This is a genomic window from Paenibacillus sp. MCAF9 (assembly GCF_052114265.1).
Lineage (GTDB): Bacteria > Bacillota > Bacilli > Paenibacillales > Paenibacillaceae > Pristimantibacillus.
Genome location: NZ_JBFREL010000002.1, coordinates 446,334 through 469,058, shown reverse-complemented (window position 1 = coordinate 469,058; position 22,725 = coordinate 446,334). Strand labels below are relative to the sequence as shown.

At 43.9% G+C, this 22,725-nt stretch carries 18 protein-coding genes; 12 read left to right on the top strand and 6 right to left on the bottom strand.

All coding sequences use genetic code 11. From position 1 onward, the window contains the following. Positions 1 to 15 precede the first annotated feature (15 nt). Entirely contained in the window at positions 16 to 3,465 is a 3,450-nt protein-coding gene (locus tag AB4Z45_RS04905; RefSeq protein WP_441908148.1) for a discoidin domain-containing protein, read from the bottom strand. A 751-nt stretch (positions 3,466 to 4,216) separates the two neighbouring features. On the opposite strand from AB4Z45_RS04905, the gene AB4Z45_RS04900 reads away from it, so the two are divergent. The 4 genes from AB4Z45_RS04900 to AB4Z45_RS04885 all read left to right on the top strand — a co-directional run bounded on the left by AB4Z45_RS04900 (position 4,217) and on the right by AB4Z45_RS04885 (position 6,996). Continuing rightward, positions 4,217 to 4,405, top strand: coding sequence for a CsbD family protein (locus AB4Z45_RS04900; RefSeq protein ID WP_441908247.1), 189 nt, complete (start codon positions 4,217 to 4,219; stop codon positions 4,403 to 4,405). Between the two features lie 283 nt (positions 4,406 to 4,688). Further along, positions 4,689 to 5,405 (top strand): ABC transporter ATP-binding protein, encoded by a 717-nt coding sequence (locus AB4Z45_RS04895; protein WP_441908147.1) that lies wholly within the window; start codon positions 4,689 to 4,691, stop codon positions 5,403 to 5,405. Continuing rightward, positions 5,389 to 5,781, top strand: coding sequence for a hypothetical protein (locus AB4Z45_RS04890; protein WP_441908146.1), 393 nt, complete (start codon positions 5,389 to 5,391; stop codon positions 5,779 to 5,781). The genes AB4Z45_RS04895 and AB4Z45_RS04890 overlap by 17 nt, the downstream gene beginning before the upstream one ends. A gap of 3 nt (positions 5,782 to 5,784) precedes the next feature. Beyond that, complete coding sequence (locus tag AB4Z45_RS04885) at positions 5,785 to 6,996, top strand: hypothetical protein (RefSeq protein ID WP_441908145.1); 1,212 nt, start codon at positions 5,785 to 5,787, stop codon at positions 6,994 to 6,996. Positions 6,997 to 7,134: 138 nt separating this feature from the next. Here the strand turns inward: AB4Z45_RS04885 and AB4Z45_RS04880 are convergent, their stop codons facing one another. Continuing rightward, positions 7,135 to 7,338, bottom strand: a complete 204-nt coding sequence (locus AB4Z45_RS04880) for a DUF378 domain-containing protein (RefSeq protein WP_339206614.1) — start codon at positions 7,336 to 7,338, stop codon at positions 7,135 to 7,137. Positions 7,339 to 7,624: 286 nt separating this feature from the next. On the opposite strand from AB4Z45_RS04880, the gene AB4Z45_RS04875 reads away from it, so the two are divergent. Continuing rightward, positions 7,625 to 8,380: a YheC/YheD family protein gene (locus AB4Z45_RS04875; RefSeq protein ID WP_441908144.1), complete on the top strand. Its 756-nt coding sequence runs from the start codon at positions 7,625 to 7,627 to the stop codon at positions 8,378 to 8,380. 52 nt (positions 8,381 to 8,432) lie between these two features. On the opposite strand, the gene AB4Z45_RS04870 is transcribed toward AB4Z45_RS04875, so the two are convergent. After that, complete coding sequence (locus tag AB4Z45_RS04870) at positions 8,433 to 9,545, bottom strand: LysM peptidoglycan-binding domain-containing protein (RefSeq protein WP_441908143.1); 1,113 nt, start codon at positions 9,543 to 9,545, stop codon at positions 8,433 to 8,435. 414 nt (positions 9,546 to 9,959) lie between these two features. Beyond that, a complete protein-coding gene (locus AB4Z45_RS04865) occupies positions 9,960 to 11,543 on the bottom strand; it encodes a sensor histidine kinase (protein ID WP_441908142.1) in 1,584 nt (527 codons plus the stop codon). Between the two features lie 195 nt (positions 11,544 to 11,738). Here AB4Z45_RS04865 and AB4Z45_RS04860 point away from each other — a divergent pair, with 195 nt between their 5' ends. The 4 genes from AB4Z45_RS04860 to AB4Z45_RS04845 are packed head-to-tail and all read left to right on the top strand — an operon-like array spanning position 11,739 to position 15,415. Continuing rightward, positions 11,739 to 12,806: an HD-GYP domain-containing protein gene (locus AB4Z45_RS04860; RefSeq protein WP_441908141.1), complete on the top strand. Its 1,068-nt coding sequence runs from the start codon at positions 11,739 to 11,741 to the stop codon at positions 12,804 to 12,806. 5 nt (positions 12,807 to 12,811) lie between these two features. Next, positions 12,812 to 13,342: a heme NO-binding domain-containing protein gene (locus AB4Z45_RS04855; RefSeq protein WP_441908246.1), complete on the top strand. Its 531-nt coding sequence runs from the start codon at positions 12,812 to 12,814 to the stop codon at positions 13,340 to 13,342. 8 nt (positions 13,343 to 13,350) lie between these two features. Further along, the gene (locus AB4Z45_RS04850) at positions 13,351 to 15,060 is read left to right on the top strand and encodes an ATP-binding response regulator (protein WP_441908140.1); all 1,710 of its coding nucleotides are present in this window, start codon (positions 13,351 to 13,353) and stop codon (positions 15,058 to 15,060) included. Beyond that, positions 15,053 to 15,415: a response regulator gene (locus AB4Z45_RS04845; RefSeq protein ID WP_441908139.1), complete on the top strand. Its 363-nt coding sequence runs from the start codon at positions 15,053 to 15,055 to the stop codon at positions 15,413 to 15,415. The genes AB4Z45_RS04850 and AB4Z45_RS04845 overlap by 8 nt, the downstream gene beginning before the upstream one ends. 132 nt (positions 15,416 to 15,547) lie before the next feature. Here the strand turns inward: AB4Z45_RS04845 and AB4Z45_RS04840 are convergent, their stop codons facing one another. Both AB4Z45_RS04840 and AB4Z45_RS04835 read right to left on the bottom strand, forming a co-directional pair. After that, the gene (locus tag AB4Z45_RS04840) at positions 15,548 to 17,155 is read right to left on the bottom strand and encodes a response regulator transcription factor (protein ID WP_441908138.1); all 1,608 of its coding nucleotides are present in this window, start codon (positions 17,153 to 17,155) and stop codon (positions 15,548 to 15,550) included. Between the two features lie 15 nt (positions 17,156 to 17,170). Beyond that, entirely contained in the window at positions 17,171 to 18,898 is a 1,728-nt protein-coding gene (locus AB4Z45_RS04835; RefSeq protein WP_441908137.1) for a sensor histidine kinase, read from the bottom strand. 342 nt (positions 18,899 to 19,240) lie between these two features. Here AB4Z45_RS04835 and AB4Z45_RS04830 point away from each other — a divergent pair, with 342 nt between their 5' ends. The 3 genes from AB4Z45_RS04830 to AB4Z45_RS04820 are packed head-to-tail and all read left to right on the top strand — an operon-like array spanning position 19,241 to position 22,720. Continuing rightward, entirely contained in the window at positions 19,241 to 20,149 is a 909-nt protein-coding gene (locus tag AB4Z45_RS04830; protein ID WP_441908245.1) for an ABC transporter permease, read from the top strand. 27 nt (positions 20,150 to 20,176) lie between these two features. Next, positions 20,177 to 21,082, top strand: coding sequence for a carbohydrate ABC transporter permease (locus AB4Z45_RS04825; protein WP_441908244.1), 906 nt, complete (start codon positions 20,177 to 20,179; stop codon positions 21,080 to 21,082). 45 nt (positions 21,083 to 21,127) lie between these two features. Further along, a complete protein-coding gene (locus tag AB4Z45_RS04820; RefSeq protein WP_441908136.1) occupies positions 21,128 to 22,720 on the top strand; it encodes an extracellular solute-binding protein in 1,593 nt (530 codons plus the stop codon). The last annotated feature ends 5 nt before the right edge of the window (positions 22,721 to 22,725 follow it).

Sequence of the window (22,725 nt, the reverse complement as noted above, 5' to 3'; positions counted from 1 at the left end):
CTTCATTGCGCTAGATTACCAGTTGTTTCCGGATACTCTTGTCACTGTAAAGCTCGGGCTGCCGCTTTCACCATAAATGGCTGCGACACCTGGATTATTCACTTTGACATTCGTAAAGCTTGCTCCGCCGACAGCTGGCCCTTGGCCTTGTTCTCCTCTGACCACGAGCTTGATGCCGTAGCGGGAAGGGTTGTTGATGTTAACGTTCTCTACGCGAACGTTTTGCATAGCAAGGTTCTCTGGCGATTTTGTCTGGAACATTAGACCAAAGTACACGGGATTATTAATGTCCACATTTTTTACGAGAATGTTTTTGAAGGTTCTGTCTCCTCCGAAGAACCAGATGGCGCCGAAGTTTTGATATTCATTGATTTTGTCATCAGCACCAACGCTGGTCCAGAAATCTCCACCCGTCCGGTCTAATGTTACGCCATCAATTACAGTGTCCTTATCGCCAAATCCTAATGTGTTGTAACCAAAGCTTAAGCTGCTGATGGTAATGCCTGGATAAGTCAACGTGTCTGCACCATAGAGGTTTTGATATAGGTTATCCGAGCCGCCGTATACGGCAAAAGCTGCTGCACGTCTTACACAGGTTGCCGTAAGATTCGTGTATTTGTTGCCAACATTGTAGGAACCGCCTGCATCAACTGCGCTGAATAAGGCGAAGGCATCGTCACCGGCGCCTCTTGAGTAGTTGTTGTCAATCACGTTATAGGATGAGCCGTTGGTCATATTAATTCCATCTGCGAATGTGTTTTTGATACGATTGTCTTTGAACGTGTTGTTGGAGGAATTCACGCCCCAATATAAACAGATGAAGTGCTCAACCCAGACGTTCTGAACGGTTACGTTCTGCATGCCGTTGCCATCGATGAATTTACCAGGACCGTCAGTTCTGTATACATAGTTGCCCCATGCAGACAGGTCTTTAATCGTTGAACCGTTAGCGGTAGAGCCAATATTAAAGCCTACATCCGTATTGGATTGGTTCTGTGGCGCAACCAATTTGGTATGCCATGGACCAGCACCAATGATTTCGGTTGCACGTCCATAAAGGAATATTTTACTGTTGATCACCCATTCGCCTGCAGGGATGTAAATCCCCTTTTTCGTGGAATCCTGTCTAAATTCATTAAGCGCTTGCTCTATGGATTTGGAGGAGGAAACCGAAATATATTTAGTCGTGTCAGGGTTGGCGGCTGGAGGAGCGACATTTTCGGTTTCAATCATGTCAACATAGATTGCCGAAACGTCACCAGCATCCTTTTGAATTTTGATCTTCGTTCCTGCTGGATACACTTGATCAAGCAGCAACTGAGAATCTTCATACAGCCAGTAAGCAGTTAATCCTGCCCCAGGCGCATTGTCGTAACCCAGGCGGCCAAGCGTACTTGGTGTTGCATATACGTAAGAGAACTTGGAGGTTACCGTGAATTTGCCTTTACTCACACCGTTAGCATAAATACTAATCGTTCCGGTCGTATTTTCTGCAACTGCGTTGCGAAGGACAAAAGCGTTAGCAGAAGAAGTCAGCGTAAACTCTACATATTCGCCTGTTGCATCAAGATGCACGGCGGAGCGTCCAGAAGCTTCACCCGCATAATCGCCAGGCTTGAAGTTCGGAGCTAATTTTGTTCCGTTTGTTGTATTGGAAGAGGACTCTGCTTCAATAATGGTAAACGGCATATTAGCGCCGCGGCCGGAATAAAGGCTTGTTGTATTTGAGTTGTTAGCTTGCTTAATGAGTACTTCGTTTGTGTCAGCTGCAACAGTGGAAGTTACTGTATAGCTGCCATTGACAGCGGTCCAAGTCCCCAGGCTGACATTGACGGATTGGTCTACTGCTAATGAGCCATTATAGGAACCATTTAAGGTTTGAATGGTTGCACCAGCAGCATTTTTAAGAACTAGTGTTATGGCATGAGCACCACCAGCGGAAGCAATGTTTCCTTGGTTTTTAAGATTTACGGTAAAGGTTACTGTATTGCCTGCACTTGGATTGCTTGGATTCCAAGAGGCGGTTGCGATTAGGTCGGAGCTGGACACGGCAGCTACGGTTAATGCAGTCGGGCTGCTATAGCTGTTGTTAGTCTCGTTCTGCTCAATAATTGCATTGCTCTCGTCGACCTTGGCGCTAACGGCGTAGGTTCCAGCATTTTTTGCTCCGGCATTCAGCGATACGGTAGCTGAAGCGCCAGCCGTCAATGCGGCTACTGGAGCAGATCCTGCTAGCTCGTTGCCGAGATAAAAATTGACTGTAGACGCAGGGGCGTTTGCAGTGCCGATATTTTTAACGGTTGCGTTAAGGGTAATCGCATTCGTCTCTACTGGAGCTGTAGGCGTCCAAGTTATTCCTGTAATCGTAAGATCCGGATTTGGAGCTGGAGCGCCATAGATTTCAAATTCGGCTACTTGGCCAGCAGGAGCGCCGGAGTTGTTCGTTATGTTCAATTGGACCTGTTTCGCCGTAGCGGTTACCGGAATCGTTACCGAGTTGCCGTTAGCGGGGTTAAACGTGTAAGATGCCGCGGAAACCAAGCTGCTGAATGTGGAAGAGTTCTGGGTGTTGCCTAACACTTGGATCGTTTGGGTTCGCGTACCCCATTCGCTAGACGGGTTTAGCTTCACAACAACCGATGTGATGTTGTGATTGGAACCGAGATCGACGGTTAATTGGCTAGGATTGCTGCCGCCTTCCCAGTATGTAGCCGTATTGCCGTCGTTGCCGTTCGTTGCTACGAATGTGTGGACGGTAGAACTGGAAGTGATTGATTTACCTAGAGCTAAGTTGCCGCCAGCAGGTGGCGTTGGTGTAATTGTAGGCATCGGTGTAGGTGTAGGTGTAATCGTCGGTGTAGGAGTTGGCGTTTGTGTAGGCACAGGTGTAGGGGTTGAAGTAGCTGTTGGTATAGGAGTAGGTGTTGGCGTTACTGTGGAACCGTAAATTTCGAATTCAGAAATTTGTCCAGCTTGCCAACCCGTGTTAGCCGTAAAGTTTAAGCGAACATAACGGGTGCTGGTTGCTGTAAAGTTGATTGTTACGGTGTTGCTGCTCACTGCTGGATTGAATGTGTAGGATGCAGAACCAACAATATTAGAGAACGTTGTGCCGTTTGTGCTGCCTTGAACAGCTAAGGTTTGTGAACGTGTTTCCCAGCCCGCAGGCAGTTTTAGTTTAACTTGATCAATGCTCGTATTCGCACCAAGATCGATTTGGAGCCATTGTGGAAATGCATTGTTTACACTCTCCCAATAGGTACCCTGGTTGTTGTCATTAACGTTGCTCGCTACATAAACATCGGCATAGCCGCTGGCTGATACAACTTTGCCCAGAGCAAGATTAGGGCCTCCGGCGGCTGAAGATACGGAGGGGTACAGCGTAAGCTGCGACAGCAATAAAACAAATGCCAAAGACATGATGACGAATGGATTTCTTTTTACCAATTCGTTCATTGATAACATAAAAAACCTCCTAGTCAGATGTTTTAACCTCGAATTAATGCGCTTTCATTTTTGCACATCATTTCATTCTTTCTTAATCACCTCCTTAAATGTGTGAAGTCATCATGATTCTAGAACACAATGCAATAAAACCAATATTTATTTAATATTGGTTTACAAAATAGGCGGATAATGCTGCACGATCAAACGATATTGCAAACAAACTTATAGTACTAGCATAAATCAGTTATACAGCTTGCTGAATATGCATTCCTACGATTATCGTGTGTAATATTATTGTTTAGATAAACGGGGTCTATATAATAGAGGGTTTCAGTTGAAAATAAGCAACTACGCTTTATGAAAAAACTTGCCAAGACACTGTCTTATGAATTTAACTCTGCAAAGCAGGTTAGCTAAATGTGCACATCAGTCAGCAGTAGCTGAATCTAAGAGCATAAATGCACTTATTTAACTAAATATTTTTCAATTTTGCTCAACTAGATGCATTTATACGCCTATTCGAATCATTTTCATCTCGTTTGTTAAAAACAGGTGCACTTCTGCGCTTATTTACACTCGACTATCGGTTCACGCACACCACTAATCTCTATATCGATATCAAAAATGGCATTGTAAACGAGCTTTATCTTGAGTGTTTAATAGACTAAATAAAGGGTAATTCATCCGTAAAACTACCGTCTTCCAATATAGCCCTGTTTCAAAATCACCCCTTGGAGGTAAGAAGAAGCATACAATTATCGAGGAGATGATGAAGATGAATACAAACGGACTGAAAGATAAAGTGAAGGGTATTGCGAACCAAAGCAAAGGCGAAATGAAGGATAGCTATGGCAAAGCGACAGATAACAAGAAGCTGCAGGCGGAAGGCAAGTTGGATAAGCTGAAGGGTGCTGCGCAGGAGAAGCTTGGCGAACTGAAGGAAAAAATCAGCAAGTAGCGAATGGACGATAATGTATGCATCTGAGCCAATAGGTTGGCGGAAGGGCTGCCTAGCGGTGTACAGGTACCAATCATTATCAGCTGCTTATAATTTGCAATGAGGAGCAGTCGGCTCTCCCGTCGAAGGGAGGCTGGCTGCTCTTTTTGTGCTTACTCCCCGCAAGTAATTCTACGTATTTACATATAATTTTCCTTCAGCAGCCTTACAATTCGAGACCTTTCGTTCTCATTATCGTACAAAATAGGAGATGAAAAATGCGGGATGAATGGAGGAGCTGTAATTGCGTCTGATTATTGAAGATATCGTCAAGCGATTTGAGGATAAACAAGTGCTCCAAGGAGCCGGATTTACTTTTGAGAAAGGAAAAATATATGGTCTGCTTGGCCGAAACGGTGCAGGCAAGACGACGCTATTCGACTGTCTGAGCGGAGAGAAGGACATGGATGGCGGGCAAGTGTTGTTGGAAGTGGATGGCCACACGAGGAAGCTAAGCGAGCAGGATGTCGGATATGTGTACTCGCTGCCGATTCTTCCCGAGTTTCTTACGGGCTATGAGTTCGTGAAGTTTTTTATGGATATTAACAAAGGCAAGCTGCAAATGGATAAGAGCATTGATTATTATTTTGACATGATGAGCATGACAAAGGAGGATCGCCATCTGCTGATCAAAGGCTACTCGCACGGCATGAAGAATAAGCTGCAAATGCTGCTATTTCTCATAACGAAACCGCCAATTATACTGCTCGATGAGCCGCTTACTTCCTTCGATGTTATTGTTGCTCTGGAGATGAAGAACATGCTGAGGGAGATGAAGAGTGATCACATTCTGATATTCTCTACGCATATTTTGCAATTAGCTTCAGATCTATGCGATGAGCTGGTTGTTTTGAACAAAGGGAAGTTGTCTGCCGTACCGTCAGAGCTGCTGCATAGCGCGGAATTTGAGCAATCCGTCATTAACCTGCTGAAGGATGAAGCCCATGCTGAGAACGCTTAATACGCTGCTCGCCATTCGAACCTCCATTACGGCAAACATGCTCATTTATTATATTCAGAAGCTGCCGCTGCTCGGCAAGCTGGTGCACAATAGCTTCTACGCCAATTTGGGGCTCAAGAAGGCCGTTTCTATTATAGCGCTCATCATTACCCAGCTGTGGGGATTCATACTCCGATTCGCGTATTTGGGGATACTTATCTACATGCCTATAGCGGAAATCGTTGTGGGATTGTCTGAGGAAGAAAAGCACCAGCAATTTGTACATATTTTTGCAATCATTAGCTTTGTAGTGGCAGCGATCAGCAGCGCGACTGTACTCGAACCAAAGCGAGAGAAGTACGTAGCGGTGAAGCTGATGAGGTTGTCTGGAAAATAATATATGCAGGCGTCACTTGCCTATCGTTATACAACCTTTTTGTTATATCTGCTGCCAGCCATGCTTTTGTTCGGATCACTCGCGGGAGTCTCCATTTTGCAAGGGGTTTTGCTAACCATTATGGTCACAATGTGGCGAGTTCTTGCGGAGTATGCACATCTCAAGCTTTTTGAGAAAACAGGGATTGTACTGATTAAACAAACAGCTCTGGTATGGATGATTATTTTAATTGGTTATGCCGGCGCGTATCTCCCACTGCTGCTCGGCAAAGTTCCGTTTACAGGTACGCTTCTTCTGAGTCTGCCGGTTAGTATTGTCATTATAGCTGTAGGCTTGTTTGCTGTATTTCAACTGGCCCGTTATACCGGTTACAGTGGAGTAGTTGATGCGGCAACTAAGAGGGATGACCCTTTGCTCGATCTGGGTCGTATGGTGACAGAGTCACAGAAGAAGAGCGTCAAATCAAAGGATAGCGATTATATCATAGACGTAAATGAGCAAGGCAAGTTAGACGGCAAAAAAGGTTATGCTTATTTGAACGCTATATTTTTTCTCCGGCATCGCAGCCTAATCAGCAGCCCGGTTAACAAACGATTAGTTATCGTTGGTGCTTTTGGTGTGGTGGGTATTCTGCTTACCTTCCTATTCCGAGAGCAGCTGCAGAGTCTAAAATGGACTGTGGGAACGGTATTTCCGTTCTTAGTTCTAATTATGTATTACATGTCCGTTGGAGAAAACATTTGCAAGGCCATGTTCTACAACTGCGATCTTAGCCTAATGCGTTATAGCTTCTATCGCGGCTCGGCATTTGGTCATTTCCTCATTCGGCTAAAAAAAATGATGGGCTTGAACCTGAGTATTGCCGCTGCTTTTGGGGTGTCACTAACAGCAATTATCGCAGCAGCGGGCGGGGAGTGGCTAAACAGAGAACTGTTCATGCTTTGGATCTGTGTTATTTCGCTTTCCGTGTTTTTCACCATACATCATTTGTTTATGTATTATATTTTTCAACCGTATTCTACAGAGCTGAATGTGAAAAACCCGCTATATTATATAGTGAATATGGGGATATCAGCAGCTAGCGGGGCATGTATCTTTTTGCGAATTCCGATAGTGCCATTTACGGTGAGTATAGCTGCTTTGACGCTGATATACTTAGCTGCTGCGCCAGTGCTTGTCCGCAGGTACGGGCCGAGAACGTTTCGAGTGAGATAAGAACGATGATGCTCTTGCTTGCAGAACGAATTTTTAAAAAAGTGCAAGTATCTCCTACATCGTCACAAGAGTATAGTAAACAACGACAGGCCACGCCTAGCTTAGCCAGGCGTGGCCTGTGGTTACTGCCGTTGTTTGTTAGTCCTCGCTTGTTACCTTTCCAAAAAGGGATAGAGCGTAAAGCGCAGCGACACCGACGACGATATATACAATTCGTGATCCAACCTCTTCTGTTCCCCCAAAAACCTCACTGACGACGTCATAATTGAATAAGCCCACGGATAACCAATTTAAGCCGCCTAGGATGATCAGAATAAGACTAATTACGTTAAGTGCCTTCATCAGAAATAACCTCCTTAATGGGGTTTCCTAACTTTTTTGTTGAAAAGCCTGATGCATGTGCGCTGATTCTTAGTTGTTTACTATAGGATTATGAGTATCAGCCGCATGATATGCCATACAAGCCTCATCCTTTAAACACATGTATCGCATTTTTTACAGTGCTTGAACAAGTTAAAGCGGGTAGATTTTCTTCGTGAGCTGCATAGATAATATCACCAACTAGACAAGAGCACGATCAGACAATCATACCTCCTCATATGTTAGGGATAAGGAGGGAATGTACATTATGAACTACAAGAGTACCACGATAAAGAGCAAGTGGACAAAAACGAAATGGCTGCTTAAGAATGCAGATGTAAGAGCGTACGTTCCTAAGACGCTGCGCTTTAACCGAAGGAATCTTAGTATGATCCTTTCTCAATATCCTACTGTCTATTTCAAGCCGACCACTGGTTCAGGCGGCTTTAATATTATACGGATAAAGAAGCAGGGAAATGGTTATCAGATCCAACACAACTCCGAAAAAAATCACTGCTCCACGCTCGACGCCCTTTATGGAAAATTGAAAAAGCATGCGAGGAAACGTTCTTATTTGCTGCAAAAAGGTATTCATCTTGCCACTGTGAATGGCAACTCTTTCGACATAAGGGTCATGGTTCAAAAGACGAACAACGGCATATGGAAGAGCAGTGCGCTCTTCACGAAAATTGGCAAGCGGGGGAAAGTTACAACAAACTATCACCAAGGCGGTCAGATCGGATATTTCAAGAATACACTTTCTAAAGCAGGGTTCAGTTATGCTAGAGTAAAAAGAAAGGAAGCAGAACTGAAGAGGCTTGGTAGATCAGTTGGACGTATATTTGATAGACATGGAAGTAGATTTCGTGAGCTGGGTCTCGACGTCGCCTTGGACAAAACCGGAAATGCTTGGATTCTTGAGGTAAATACGAGACCGCAGTTCTATCCGCTGAAGCATTTAAAGGACAAAAGCATGTATCGACGCATTACATCTTATGCCAAGCAATATGGAAGGAAGAAATAGACAAAAAAACGACGCCTCTCGCGAAAGAGGGCGTCGTTTTTCTTTTAGCTAATCATTTAGGGATTTTTAATACCGTGCCGGCTTTTACATTATCAATATCTACGATTTGATTGAAGTCGGCAATAAACATTGCGTATTTGTTAGAGCCATAATAGGTTTTGGAAATGCTGTAAAGCGTCTCACCGTTTTTAACGGTATGATCTACTGTCTCAAAACCTGGAGAAACGCCCCATGAGCTGTCATCTTCCTCTTTCTTGTAATTTTTAAGAGAAGGAATGATGAGATTGCTGCCTGCTTTCAATCCGGCGTTTTTGTCAATTTTGTTTTCCTGCGCAATGTAACTTACATATTCCGCGGATTTATAAAACATTTTGGATATGCTGGAGAGGGTATCGCCAGCCTGTACCAAATAGGTTGCTGGCAGGGTGATTTTGGAATAATCCTTTGACCCTTGCGAGCTGCCGCCTGTTGATCCAGTGCCAGAGGATAATGCAGGAATAGTTAGCTTATCTCCAGCTTTCATATCATTAATAAACAAAATATGGTTATGCTCTGCAAGCAGTGCATAGTGGTCTTTCGATTGATAAAATTTCTCGGATATTGAGCTTAAGGTGTCGCCTTTTTGGACGATATAGGTAGTTGGAAGCTTTATCGTTTCATTGGAGGAGCCTGTGGGCTTGTCGCTCTCCTTCGGCTCTTGTACAGGTTTTTCAACCTTGTCTGGTTTTTCTGTCACAACGGGCTTAGAAGTGTCAGGTGTTTTAACGGTCTCTTTGACCGGTGGATTTGGATTATTAGTCTCAACAGGTTTGGAACCCGTATTGGTATCCTGCTTCTCTTCAGTTGACTCTTGTTTTTCTTCCTCGTCTACAGATCCTGCGGGGATAAGTTCGTCTGTAATCGTTTCAAGCCCGCCATTTGCATTTTTGCTTGAATTCGAGTTAGCAGTTTCATTATTGAGCGCTTGCTCATTTGATTGCTCTAGCTTATTAGCAACAGCGGATTGCAGGTTGAAATCAAGCACACTCAAATATTTGCCGTACAGAACGCCGCAGACTCCAATGAGAATAATGACGATTGCCAAGTAGATGATGAGAGTCGTTTTTTTCAAAGATACAAAGCTGCCTTTTTGACGGTTATTGCTGCGTGTAATTTTCTGATTCAAGCACGTTTTCCCCTTTATTCTCAACTTGATTCTATTTTATCCGACAAGTTCCAACATGTGGAATGGGACTAAACAGCCATTTCAACAGTATGCAAAATGCTCCGGATGCAACTCGCATATACTGCCAATTTGTGCATAGCGCCAAAAAATGAAGTATTTAATAGAACGTAGCTCAAAAAGACCAGTTTAAATGGCAAAATACATACAACAATGGTTATTTTACACTATGCTTCTATACAAGATCTAAACATACGATTCAGTGGAATGAATAGAAAAAAAAGCCGCTCGCCATCCAGTGAATACTGGAGGGAGAACGGCTATTAAACTTGTTTTGTTTGACCCTGTCTCTAGCCCTAGATCAAGCCTTTTACGACGAGCTTAAATTGCTCTTCTGTATTTGAGCTTTCACGAATTCTAGGCTCGCGAGATTGGAATCCAGCAAATGAAGATGCTTCCCACCCCAGGCTCGCTCTCAACGGAAATATGTCCGCCCATTACGGAACAGAATCGGCTGCTTATGGCAAGTCCAAGCCCAGTACCGCCATATTTGCGAGTGGTGGAAGCATCGGCTTGGGTAAACGGCTGAAATAATTTGTCCAGCTGCTCAGGGCTCATGCCGATGCCGGAATCTTTGATAAAAAAGCTAAAGCCTGGTTGTCCTTCCTTATCTTCTGCATAGACGTTGAATTGAATCGCTCCATTATGGGTGAACTTACTAGCATTGCTAAGCAAATTTAATAGAATCTGGCGCAGCTTTGTAACATCAGCCATCATTTCACCTCGTACATATTGCGTCTGCAGCTGGTTGCCATTGCTTTCAATAAGCGGCTTTATCGTTGTAATTACATCTTGAACCACGTCGTGAACCTCGAATATCTCATCATGTATATCCATCTTGCCTTCTTCAATTTTTGAAATGTCCAAAATATCGTTAATCAGGGAGAGCAGATGCCTTCCGCTTTTTCCGATTTTGCCTAAATCCTCTACAAACGTCTGCTCACCGAGCTCCTCTGCCTCCTCGATCAGCATCTCGCTATAACCGATGATGGCGTTCAGCGGCGTCCGAAGCTCATGGCTCATATTGGCAAGAAATTGGCTCTTGATTCGATTGGCTTTAATCGCTTCATCATGGGCTTTCTCCAGCTGTGCTGTCCGCTCCTTAACCATCTGCTCCAAGTGCTCATTAAGCTGCCGCAGTTCATGGTTAATTTTTAGGATTTCATCAGACTTATCTTGTATTTCAGAGTCTTTAACCGAGAATTTATTGGAAATATAGATACCAATAAGCGACATTCCTAATGTAAACAGCGTTCCTCCGGAAATGATATAAGCGAGCCACTGCTGATTCAGAATCATCCCAGAATCCGCCCTGTGTAAATGGATATTCTCTATATCAAAATGCGCAGCCATCATGCCAATATAATGCATGCCAACGACTGCAGCTCCCATTAACAATCCACTGCTCAGCTTCTTCCACATATGTCCGCGCTTGTTCTCACTGCTTTTGCGAAAATAAAATGAAAGCCACAAGGCCGCAACTGAGGCCACAACAGCAATAATAATAGATAACGAGAAGTAGATAGGATCGTATGTGATCTCAATCATCATAGCTTCCATGCCAATGTAATGCATCGTCACAATACCGCTTGCCAGCAATATTCCCCCGCTCAGCAGTTGAGGCAGCGAAAGCTGATTTCTACCGACGATATGAAGGGCCAAAAAAGAGGCCACTATGGCTACAACGACCGAAAGAATAACGGTTGGCATATGATATGCGATGGGGACAGGCAGCGAAAAAGCGAGCATCCCAACAAAATGCATCGACCAAATGCCCATACCCATAGCACAAGCGCCAAACAGGAGCCATAACCATCGTTTTCGTTCATGCGTAGTACTAATTCGCCCGACCAAGTCAAGCACCGTATAAGAAGCAACGACGGCTACAAGATATGAAAAGATAACCAATACGATGTCGTATGTTCCATGAGCATGATTCATTTGCTAACCAACTCCTACTCGGTTCATTATGGCAATGATTACATTTCGACAAAATATGAGAGTTCCCCTTCCTTATTCTATTTTCAAAATAAAATGGCTCTTAAGAAGTCTCTCGATTAATGTCGAATGATGAACTATAATGATAGCAAGTATGGAAAGATTATCTAATAACAGACGAACAAATGAGGATAAATTATGGATGAGCTATGGATGAAATCCGCAAAGTTTCTGATTGTAGATGATCAGGAATATAATATCAGTCTCCTAGAGCGTATATTGTCACGAGCGGGTTATACAAATTTGTTCACGACCACAGATGCCACGCAGCTGGAGACGCTGTACCGGGCCAATCAACCCGATATTATTTTGTTAGATTTACATATGCCTGTTATGGATGGTTTATCGGCACTGCAGCATTTGCGAAAATGGAAGCAAGAAGGCGAATATTTGCCGGTTCTTGTCCTAACAGCGGATGTGACACCCGAGGCCAGAACGCGGGTTCTGCATGAAGGTGCCAACGATTTTATTACAAAACCATTTGATAGAATGGAAGTAATCCTGCGCATTCAGAACTTTTTGAAGACACGCTATTACCATTTGAAGCTTCAAGAGCAGAACTACAATTTGGAGCAGCGAGTTCGCGAACGGACCAAAGAGATCGAACGGGCCAAAAATGAAATTTTGAACGTACTGGGTCGTACTGCGGAATATCGTGATGATGAGACCGGGCAGCATACGCAGCGAGTCGGTGATTTGGCCGGAAGACTTGCTTGCGACCTAGGGTTGCCGGCAGAGGAAGCTGATCTTATTAGACGGGCAGCACCTTTGCATGATATCGGAAAAATCGGAATTTCAGACAGCATTCTGCTGAAGCCGGGAAGGTTTTTGCCGGAGGAATTTGAAATGATGAAGCAGCATACGGAAATTGGCGCAAGCATTTTGGAGGGAAGCCAGTTCCCGGTTCTGCAATTAGCTAAAAGCATTGCGCTGTCTCATCATGAGAAATGGAATGGGACAGGTTATCCGAATGGGCTTGGCGGAGAAGATATTCCACTTGCCGGCAGAATCGTAGCGATCGCTGACTTTTACGATGCACTGACGCATGAGCGTCCGTACAAACGGGCATGGACACAAGAGGAAGCGATTGCTGAAATTAAGCTTCAGAGTGGAGTCCATTTCGATCCTAGGGTCGTTGAGGCCTTCTTGCGTGTAATAGAAAGCAACGGTGAAGATGAGAGAGAACGAGAGGGTGTTCAGTTGTGAAAGGTATGGTGTTCACTTCTTTTTTGGAAATGGTAGAAAACAAGTTTTCCCTAAAGCTGGTAGATGAAATTATTGAAGCAGCGGAGCTGCCTTCAGGAGGAAGCTACACAACGGTTGGCACTTATGACCACCATGAAATGATTAAATTGATCGTGGAGCTTAACGCTCGAACCCAGATCCCTGTGCCTGACCTCATTCGAACATTTGGCGAATATTTATTTGGCCAGCTGCTAGATATGCATCCTGACTTTATGGTGGAAAATAGCACTGTATTTGAGTTTTTGCAGAAGGTCGACAGCTATATCCATGTAGAAGTGCGCAAGCTTTATCCAGGAGCGGAGCTTCCTGCGTTTCAATATGACACCTCTATAGCGGGTACTTTGATTATGACGTACAACTCCTCACGGCCATTCGCTGATTTGGCTGAAGGACTTATTTTAGGCTGCGTGGCGCACTATGGAGAAGCAATAGATGTGAAAAGAATCGATTTGGCAGATGGAACGTCTGCCCGTTTTGAATTAACCCAAGTGGGGTGAGCCATGCCATGAATGATATAGATGTAGTCCGCAGGCAGCTTGAACGGGAGAAGAAGGCTCGCCAAGCTGCCGAGAAGATTGCCGAGGAAAAAACTCGTGAAATCTATTATGTGAATCAAGAGCTGAGGCAATTAAATGATCAGCTCGAGGAGCTTGTAAAAGAACGGACGCTAGAGCTGTCCAAAGCCCGCGATGAAGCGGTTGAAGCCAATCAAATCAAAAGCCAATTTCTTGCGAGCATGAGCCATGAATTGCGGACTCCTCTGAACGCGATTATCGGTTATAGCGAAATGCTGAAGGAAGACATGGAAGAGATGGGCGAACCTGCTTTTGCCGAAGATCTTAACAAGATTAATAATGCCGGCAGGCATTTGCTCACACTCATAAACGATATACTCGACTTGTCCAAAATCGAAGCAGGCAAGATGGAATTGTACTTGGAGCAATGTGATATTCCAAGCATTATTCATGATATTGTAACGACCGTACATCCGCTGATGGAAGTGAATAAGAATCAAATCAAGGTAGAATGCACGGAAGGCTCGATCAAAACCGACATAACAAAGCTCCGTCAAATACTATTTAATCTGCTCAGCAACGCAAGCAAGTTCACGAAGGATGGAACGGTAACGCTGCAAGTGGAATTTGAGAGTGAGGCGGGGCTGCCTGGCATTGTATTCCGGGTACAAGATACTGGAATCGGGATGACCGCGGAGCAGATGGATCAAATTTTCCAAGCGTTTAAACAAGCGGACTCGTCGACAACGAAAAAATATGGCGGTACTGGATTGGGGCTCTCGATTAGCCAAAGCCTATGCTATATGATGGGGGGCAACATAAGCGCGAGCAGCGTAGTAGGAGAGGGCACAACCTTCACCATCTGGCTTCCCCTGCTGGAGAATGCGGATTCAGAACAACTAAGTGCCTTAATACATAGTGATGGAAGCTTTCCCATGGAAGGGGCTAGAACGATTCTCGTCATCGACGATGATCCAGCTATGCTTCGCCTAATGCAGCATTATTTGGGGAATGAGGAATGGAACGTACAGCTCGCCCCATCAGGGCAAGAGGGTGTCCGCTTAGCGAAGACGCTGAAGCCGGCAGTCATTGCGCTTGATGTGCTCATGCCTGGAATGGACGGTTGGAACGTACTGGCAGCACTAAAGAATGATTCTGAGCTTGCGCACATTCCTGTTGTGATGATTTCCATGATGGACGAGCAGCATTTGGCTTATGCGCTTGGCGCGTCAGAATTTCTAACCAAGCCCATTTATCGGGAGCGATTGATCTCCACATTAGATAAGTATATACCTGAGCGCCAGTCGCATTCTGTATTGGTCATCGAAGACGATGCGGTGACAAGTGATATGATGACTAAGCTGCTGAAGCGGGAAGGCTACCGCGTGACAAGGGCAGGCAATGGGCATCACGCACTGCAGCGCATGCAAGAGGAAGCGCCTCATTTAATTTTATTAGATCTCATGATGCCGGAAATGGATGGCTTTGAGTTTGTTGCGGCGATGCGTGAGCACGAGGAATGGCGAGCGATCCCGGTCGTCGTTGTGACAGCAAAGAGCATAACGGAAGAAGATCGACGGAGGCTTAATGGCTGCGTAGAGAACATCGTGCAAAAGGGGCATCTGGATCGCAAGGCTCTCTTGCATGAAGTACGCCATTTGATTGCGCTCTCGCTCGCAGAGGGGGGAGAACATGTATAAAATTTTGTTGGTCGAAGACAACGAGATGAACCGGGATATGCTGTCGCGCCGCTTGATCCGCAAAGGTTATCAAGTGGTCATGGCATCGGATGGCCTGCAAGGGATAGAGATGGCAAAGTCGGAAACGCCTAATCTCATCTTAATGGATATGAGTTTGCCCGTTATTGACGGCTGGGATGCTACAACGGAACTGAAGGCAGCTGAGGGGACAAGTCATATTCCAATTATCGCCTTGACCGCCCATGCGATGGCAAGTGATCGTGAGAAGGCCTTTGAAGCGGGATGCGATGATTTTGATACGAAGCCTATCGAATGGAATAGGCTGCTTGAGAAGATTCAGAGTTTCTTAACATGAGTATATCGGCCACTTTAATGATATAAAGCTCTCATTGGATGATTTAAGCTGATAAATCTATTATCTAGATCTATTTTTGCAAGTAAGACTCATTTGGCGAAAATAGATCTATATTTTAGATTTATTTTTTTCCTATTTTGTAGATCTATTTTCATTTTGCATTTTCCTAAACTCATTAGGCGTACAGCCGATCTCCTGCTTGAACAGCTTGGTAAAATAAGAGTAGTTCGTGTATCCGGTTTTGCTGGCAATGGTATTGACCGATAACTGTGTGGTTTCGAGCAAATGCTTGGCGGCCTTGATGCGCACTTGAATGATATAATTCCCTAATGAAATGCCCGTTTCTTTCTTAAACAATCGAGCCAAATAATCAGGATTAAGATAGACGGTTTCCGCCAGGCTCGTTCTGGTTAGCTCATCTCCGCAATGGCTGTGAATATGCTGCTTGATTTCTTCTACGACGGACTTGGGCTGCTCCGTGAAATTCCGGTACTCTGTCGCCGTATTCACTAGATATTGAAGATAGTTCTCCATATCCTCTATGGAGTTCAACGATTGCATAAACATTTGGTCGTTGGTTCTTCCCGTATACATTTTATGTGCTTGAATTTCTTTGCTCTTGAGATACGCATAAACAAGCTGAACGATATCCAGCCGAAACAAACTCAGCACAGAAGCATTCAGCATTTGCTTTTGGGTGATATTGTGCAAATATGAGCTCGTTTCCGCAAGGAAGGAGCTTGGGTTATTTTGCTCCAGCAGCTGCTCCAAAAGCGTTAAGTTAGGCGGTATATAAGAAGTTTCTTGCTGATTGAAATGCTCCAGCAAAAAGGTTTGATTTCGATATTTAATGATCTTCTCATTCATGCTAAGCAGTTCCTTCATGACGTGATGGATGGCCTCCAGTTTTCCGGTGCTTGCTATATTGCAGCTTGCATCACATTTGAGAAATGTACTTGCTCTTTGGATGAAGGTAGCGCAAATGCTTTCTATAATTCCGCTGTCGGGAATGTCCTTCCATTTCAGTATCGCCATCCAATTGGACTCCTTGAACTCCAATATCGATTCGACTGTAAAACGTTTATTCTGGAACAGCTCATGCAGTACATTCATAAGCGCAAAATCAAATAGATCCTTGTCTTTTTTTTCTAGGCTTTCCTCATGAGGAAAGACATGAATAAGGACAGGCAGTACCAAGTCTGTTAAGGCGTAAGGGAGATTCTGCTCTGCAATCAAATAGGAAATGTTGGAGGGGGTAGAATAGGTTGTTTTCCCCGTCACGAGCTTGCGCCAGAAATGCTCTTGTACGTTTTTTTGATTTTTTTGCCAGTAGTAGCCTTCTTGAACCGCCTTGGCGACACCCTGCTGTTCGTTAGCTTTGAAGATGGCTTTCTGAATAATTAGCGTCAGCTTGTCGAATTCAATTGGTTTTAGAAAATAATCAAAGCTCTGCAGTTCAATCGCTTTTTGCGCGTAGTTGAAATCAGCATAATTGGTCAGAAATATGGTCTGAATATTGTATTTCTCTTCACGAATCCAAGCGAGCAGCTCAAGCCCGCTGCCCTGCGGCATTTCGATGTCGCAAAGTAAAATGTGAATCGGATGCTGCTTGAGCAGCTCCTGCGCGTGGGCGATATTAAAAGCAGTATAGACATGATCAATCGATAGTGCTTGCCAATTCACCTTTTTTTCTAGTGCGGTCACAACAAAATAGTCGTCGTCTACAAGCAGTACATTCATTTGTTGTTACTCCTTTCACGGTGCATCCTGCGTAGGATGAGGAAGGTATATCGTTACGCAAGCCCCTCCAGCATCAATATTGGAAAAATGAATTTTAGCCTTGCGGTGATATAAGTACTCCAAACGTTGTATCGTGTTCATGATGCCGATGTGATTCCCGTCTGCTTGATCAAGCGGCTGTCCACTTTCAAGCCTTTCCAATATATCCGGGTCAAAACCAGGGCCGGTATCGGATATACGAATAACAGCAACCTCTTCCTCGGATTCCCTTTCCACATCAACATCCAGCCTAATTTGAACCTCATGTACACGCGAAACCGCATATTTCACTGAATTTTCGATGAAGGTCTGAAGCACAAGCGGCGGAATTCTCATCTTGCCCGTATCTTGGCCTTGATGAATATGATACGAGAAGGCATCTCTGTAACGATGTTTTTGAATTTCCAAATAAATGCGAACATGATCAATTTCATCGTCCAGCTTCACGAAATCTTCCCCATTTTGAAAAATATAACGAAAATAATTGGACGTTGAAATGGCCATGCTTTGAATTTCCTCGAACATTTGCATTTGAGCCATGCTGTGAATATTGGTTAAGCAGTTCAAAAAAAAGTGAGGCTTGATCTGTAACTTCATATAATCGAGCTGAATCTTTTGTTTTTCAATTTCATGCTCATAAATATCGATTTTGAAAATTCGAATTTGCTCCAGCAGGTTTTTGAACAGCTTATTGGCATATTCGAGTTCAACAATTTTATTCATCTTGAGATCGAGCGGTTTGCTGTCTTCATTAAACTGCGTCAGGCTGAATGAAAAGTTTTTGAGCGGCCTTAGAATCAAAATATTGAAATAAACCATGATGCCGCATAGGGCACAGGCAACAATAGCAGCAAGGAGCATAATGAGCAGCTGGGCAATCATAATTTTCTCAAACGCGCCAAATTTGATGAACATTTTCACGCCAAAGGTTGCGTTTGCAAATGGTTTGCTGACGGTTGTTGTGGTCTGGATCATGCCTAGCAGCGTTTTCTTTTGCTCGTTGTTACGGACCTCAGTGCCCTTATCCGTCGACAGATTATTGATGACATTGCCTGTATGATCGATTAAGGATACAAACCCGTTGCCGCCAAGATCCATTTGCTGGAGCGGACCAATCAGTTCATCAGCCGAAATGAGACAAATCAGGTAGCTTTCATGAAACGGAACGATATTAATGATAAAATATTTCGCATTCAGCTGGATAAGCGACCAGTTGGAATAATAGGTTTCAAGCGAATTTTTATCTTGTACATAGGCTGCAATTTGTTTTTTTAATGATAAATAATCAGGGTACAACACATTGGTTGGTGAGGAATTTAAAAAGTATTTTTGATCTTCTAAATAGATGAAAAAATTATACTTTTTCTCGTAATTTTTTTGGAGCTCGGAGAAACGCCTGTACAGTTCTGTATTTGCTTTAATAAATTCGTTATCGGTGGAGCGAAATTGCTTCATCTTTTTTACGTTTTCATCGTTTGCAAGCGTCCAGCCCATGTATTGATTAATATTGGAGAAATCAAGATTGATTTGATTAATGTACATATTCGCGGTGTTTTGCAAATACCGTGTCGTTTGCTGCTTGACCATGGAAATAGCGACGATGCTAATAATGCAATCCAGTACTAATACAGAGATTAAAATCAAGAGCATTACTTTTACGTAGTGCCTAATCGGATAGGATTTGCCGGGTTTGTGTTTTGTCATAGGTCTCATTAGCTTCCTCTCTTTTCGGGCTTTCTGTCTGCTAGTAAAACCAATTATAATGCAAACGCAGTAGAATGAGAGGCGGGTCTAGCCCGTTTTCATATGAAAGTCCGAAAAAAACGCAAGAAAGTCTGGATAGTGTCAGTCTTTTTTTTATTTCTAGCATCCTGCTGCCAAACCGTTAGATGAATGGGATGAAAAGTCCGAATAGCGATTTAGAATAGTCCGAATTGTTCTCAAAGCAGCCTCTATAATAAAGAGGCAAGAGAGAGTGTGACGAAACAACATGGACGCAGACGAATGAAGGATGGGGGAATTTCATTGAAGACCAGCCAATTAAACATGAATATGCAGCAAACGATTGGCCGGATAATAAAGAATTGGGGCTTGTATGTTTTGCTGCTGCCAGCAGTTGTGCTGCTTCTGCTTTTTTCTTATAAGCCGATGTATGGGGTGCTGATTGCTTTTAAAGATTACAGTCCCGCTCTCGGAATTATGGACAGTCCTTGGGCAGGGTTCAAGTACTTTGAGAAGTTTTTCAACTCCTATCAATTTTCCAGCACAATTAAAAACACGTTGATTATTAGCTTCTATAGCATAGCTACTTTTCCAATACCGATTATGCTCGCGCTGATGATTAATCAAATGCGAGTGAACCGGTTTAAGCAAGTATTTCAGACGGTAACCTATATGCCGCATTTTATTTCTACCGTCGTTATGGTGGGCCTGATCCTCATTTTATCCTCACCGAGCACCGGGCTAATGGGCAATATCTTTCGTTTGTTTGGGGCTGAAGCTCCTAACTTGATGGGCTCAGCGGAATGGTTTACCAGCGTTTACGTATGGACGGATGTTTGGCAGCATGCTGGATGGGACAGCATTATCTTCATTGCGGCGTTATCCGCTGTTGATCCAAGCCTTTATGAAGCAGCGAAGGTGGATGGGGCAAGCCGCTGGCAAAAAATTCGTTTCATTGATATTCCGATGCTGCTCCCGACGGCCATTACATTGCTGATCCTTCGAATTGGCGGACTGCTAGGTGTCGGATTTGAAAAGGTTTATTTGATGCAAAATAATTTGAACATTTCCTCCAGCGAGGTTATTGCTACCTATGTATATAAAATCGGGATGCTGAGCAGCCAGTACAGCTTCTCCTCGGCAATCAACCTGTTTAATACAATCATTAGCTTTATATTACTGATTCTAGTTAATCAGGCAGCCAAAAAATACAGCGAAAACAGCCTGTGGTAACAGAAAGGAAGGATACGGATGAGCACAATGGAAACCGCAGCACAACCGGCTTTGCATAAACAAAAAAGGCGTTCCTTCGACGCCATGGAATGGTTGCTATATTTGTTTGCGATTGTGATGCTGATCCTAATCGTTTATCCGATTTATTTTATCGTCATCGCATCATTTAGTGATCCCGCCGCCGTCGCTAACGGTCAAATGTGGGTTTTGCCAAAAGGTTTTACGCTCGATGGCTATAAGGAATTATTGAATCATTCAAACATATGGATCGGCTACCGAAATACGCTCCTGTATACCGTAGTAGGGACGATTATTAGCTTGGCGATCAATGTTTCGGCAGCCTATGCGCTTTCTAGAAAAGATCTTGTAGGCCGCAAGAGCATCAATATATTTTTTATATTCACGATGTTTTTTAATGGCGGTCTCATTCCTACATTTTTGACGATCCGCGACTTTCATTTGTATGATACTTTTCTAGTTATGGTACTGCCTTTCTCTGTTGCCGTGTTTAATATCATTGTGGCGCGTACGTTTTTCCAGTCCAGCATACCTGGCGATTTGTGGGAAGCCGCACAGCTTGATGGCTGCGGCAACCTGAAGTATTATGTGCAAATCGTGCTGCCGCTGTCAAAAGCCATTTTGTCTGTTTTAGCCTTATGGACGGCCGTTGGCTACTGGAATTCCTATTTTAATGCACTTATTTACTTAAAGGATCAGGATTTGTATCCCTTGCAGCTTGTGCTTAGGAACATATTAATTACGAACCAAATGCAGTCAAGCATGGGAACAGGCGAAGCGGCGCTTATTGCCCTGCGCTTAGCGAACCTAATGCGCTATTCGGTTATTATCGTCTCGACGCTTCCAATCATGTGTATGTATCCATTTGTTCAAAAGTATTTCAATCAGGGGGTGATGATTGGCGCTGTGAAGTAATTTAGCCATTTGCCATTCACAATAAGTACTAGGGGGAACTTTCAAATGAAGAAAAAATTGTTCATTGCACTAGTTCTAAGCTTAAGCATGTTAATCAGTCTTATAGGCTGCGCTTCTGGCAAAACGGAGAAGGAACCTGCCCAAGCAGGCTCCGAATTCAGCTCAGAAGGGCTGCCGATCGTAACGGCGCCAATCACACTGGACGTGTTGACTGTGCGCTGGGGCAATATGGGAGATACATTCAAAAATAATAAATGGCTGCAGGACCTTGAAAAAGCAACGAACGTTAAAATAAACTGGCAGGTCATGTCCTCCAATGACTGGGGCGAGCAAAAATCGATCATGCTGGCGAGCGGCAAGCTTCCTGATATTATTTTTGGAGACAATGCCTTCTCGGATTCCGATATCGTCAACAACCTAAGCTATTTCCGCCCGCTCGATGACTATATCGACAAATATATGCCGAACTTGAAAGCGGCAATGGACGAAACGCCAGAGCTGAAGCAAATCAGCACATTCCCAGACGGCAAAATTTACTCTTTGCCTGCTAGGCTGCCTTCACGTCCTCTATCGACGATGCAGCCTGTAATCAATAAAGCATGGCTCGATCGTCTCGGCCTTGAAGTTCCTAATAACATTGAAGATTTGTACAATGTGTTCAAAGGATTCAAAGAAAAGGACCCGAACCAAAACGGGAAAGCGGATGAAATTCCTTTTAGCGGCTCGGTAGATATTAGCATGGATTTTCTAAATCCATTTGGCATAACGGATTTGAACGGCAACAGCATGATGCTCAAGGACGGTGAGCCCGTTTTCTATCCGACTTCAAACGAATATAAAGAAGCGCTGAAATGGACGCATAAATTGTATTCAGAAGGTTTGATCGATCAGGAGCTGTTCACTCAGGACAATACCATGTCTTCTGCTAAACAGCAAAATCCGGATGCGGCTATGATCGGCTTCTCGAATCAATGGATACCGGATGCTGTCTTTGGAAAGTGGAAGGATGAATATGCAGCTATTCCGTCCATTGCTGGACCAGATGGCAAACGTTATCAAACCGGCGATCCTGTTGGACTAAGCTTAAGACGCAATGAAATGCTGATTACGACATTCAGTGAAAACCCGGAAGTCGCTGCGCGCTGGGCAGATCAGTTCTACACAAATGAAGCAAGCATTCAAAATTTCTGGGGCGCAATCGGTACCGTTATTGATAAAAAAGGCGATGGCAGCTATGCGCTGATGAATCCTCCAGAAGGCACAAGCGCGGATGCTTGGTACTGGGATCAATCGGTCCGTGATTTTGGTCCAAAATATGTAAGCCCAAGCTTTGAGAAAAATATTATTTTGGATGAAACGACAGGCGACGGGCTGAAGCTTGCAATCGACAAGCTTGTAAGTGAATATGTAACGACGCCATTCCCGAATGTTATGTACAACGTAGAAGAATTCAAAGAACTTCCAACGCTTACTACGGATATTGACAGCTACGTCAAAACGAACCGTGCAAAATGGATTATAAAAGGAAACATCGATCAAGAGTGGGACGCGTATATTAAACAGCTGAACGGCATGGGACTTGAACGATTGGTTGAGATTCGCAGTGATGCCTATAAACGCTACACAAGTGTTAAGTAACTGTT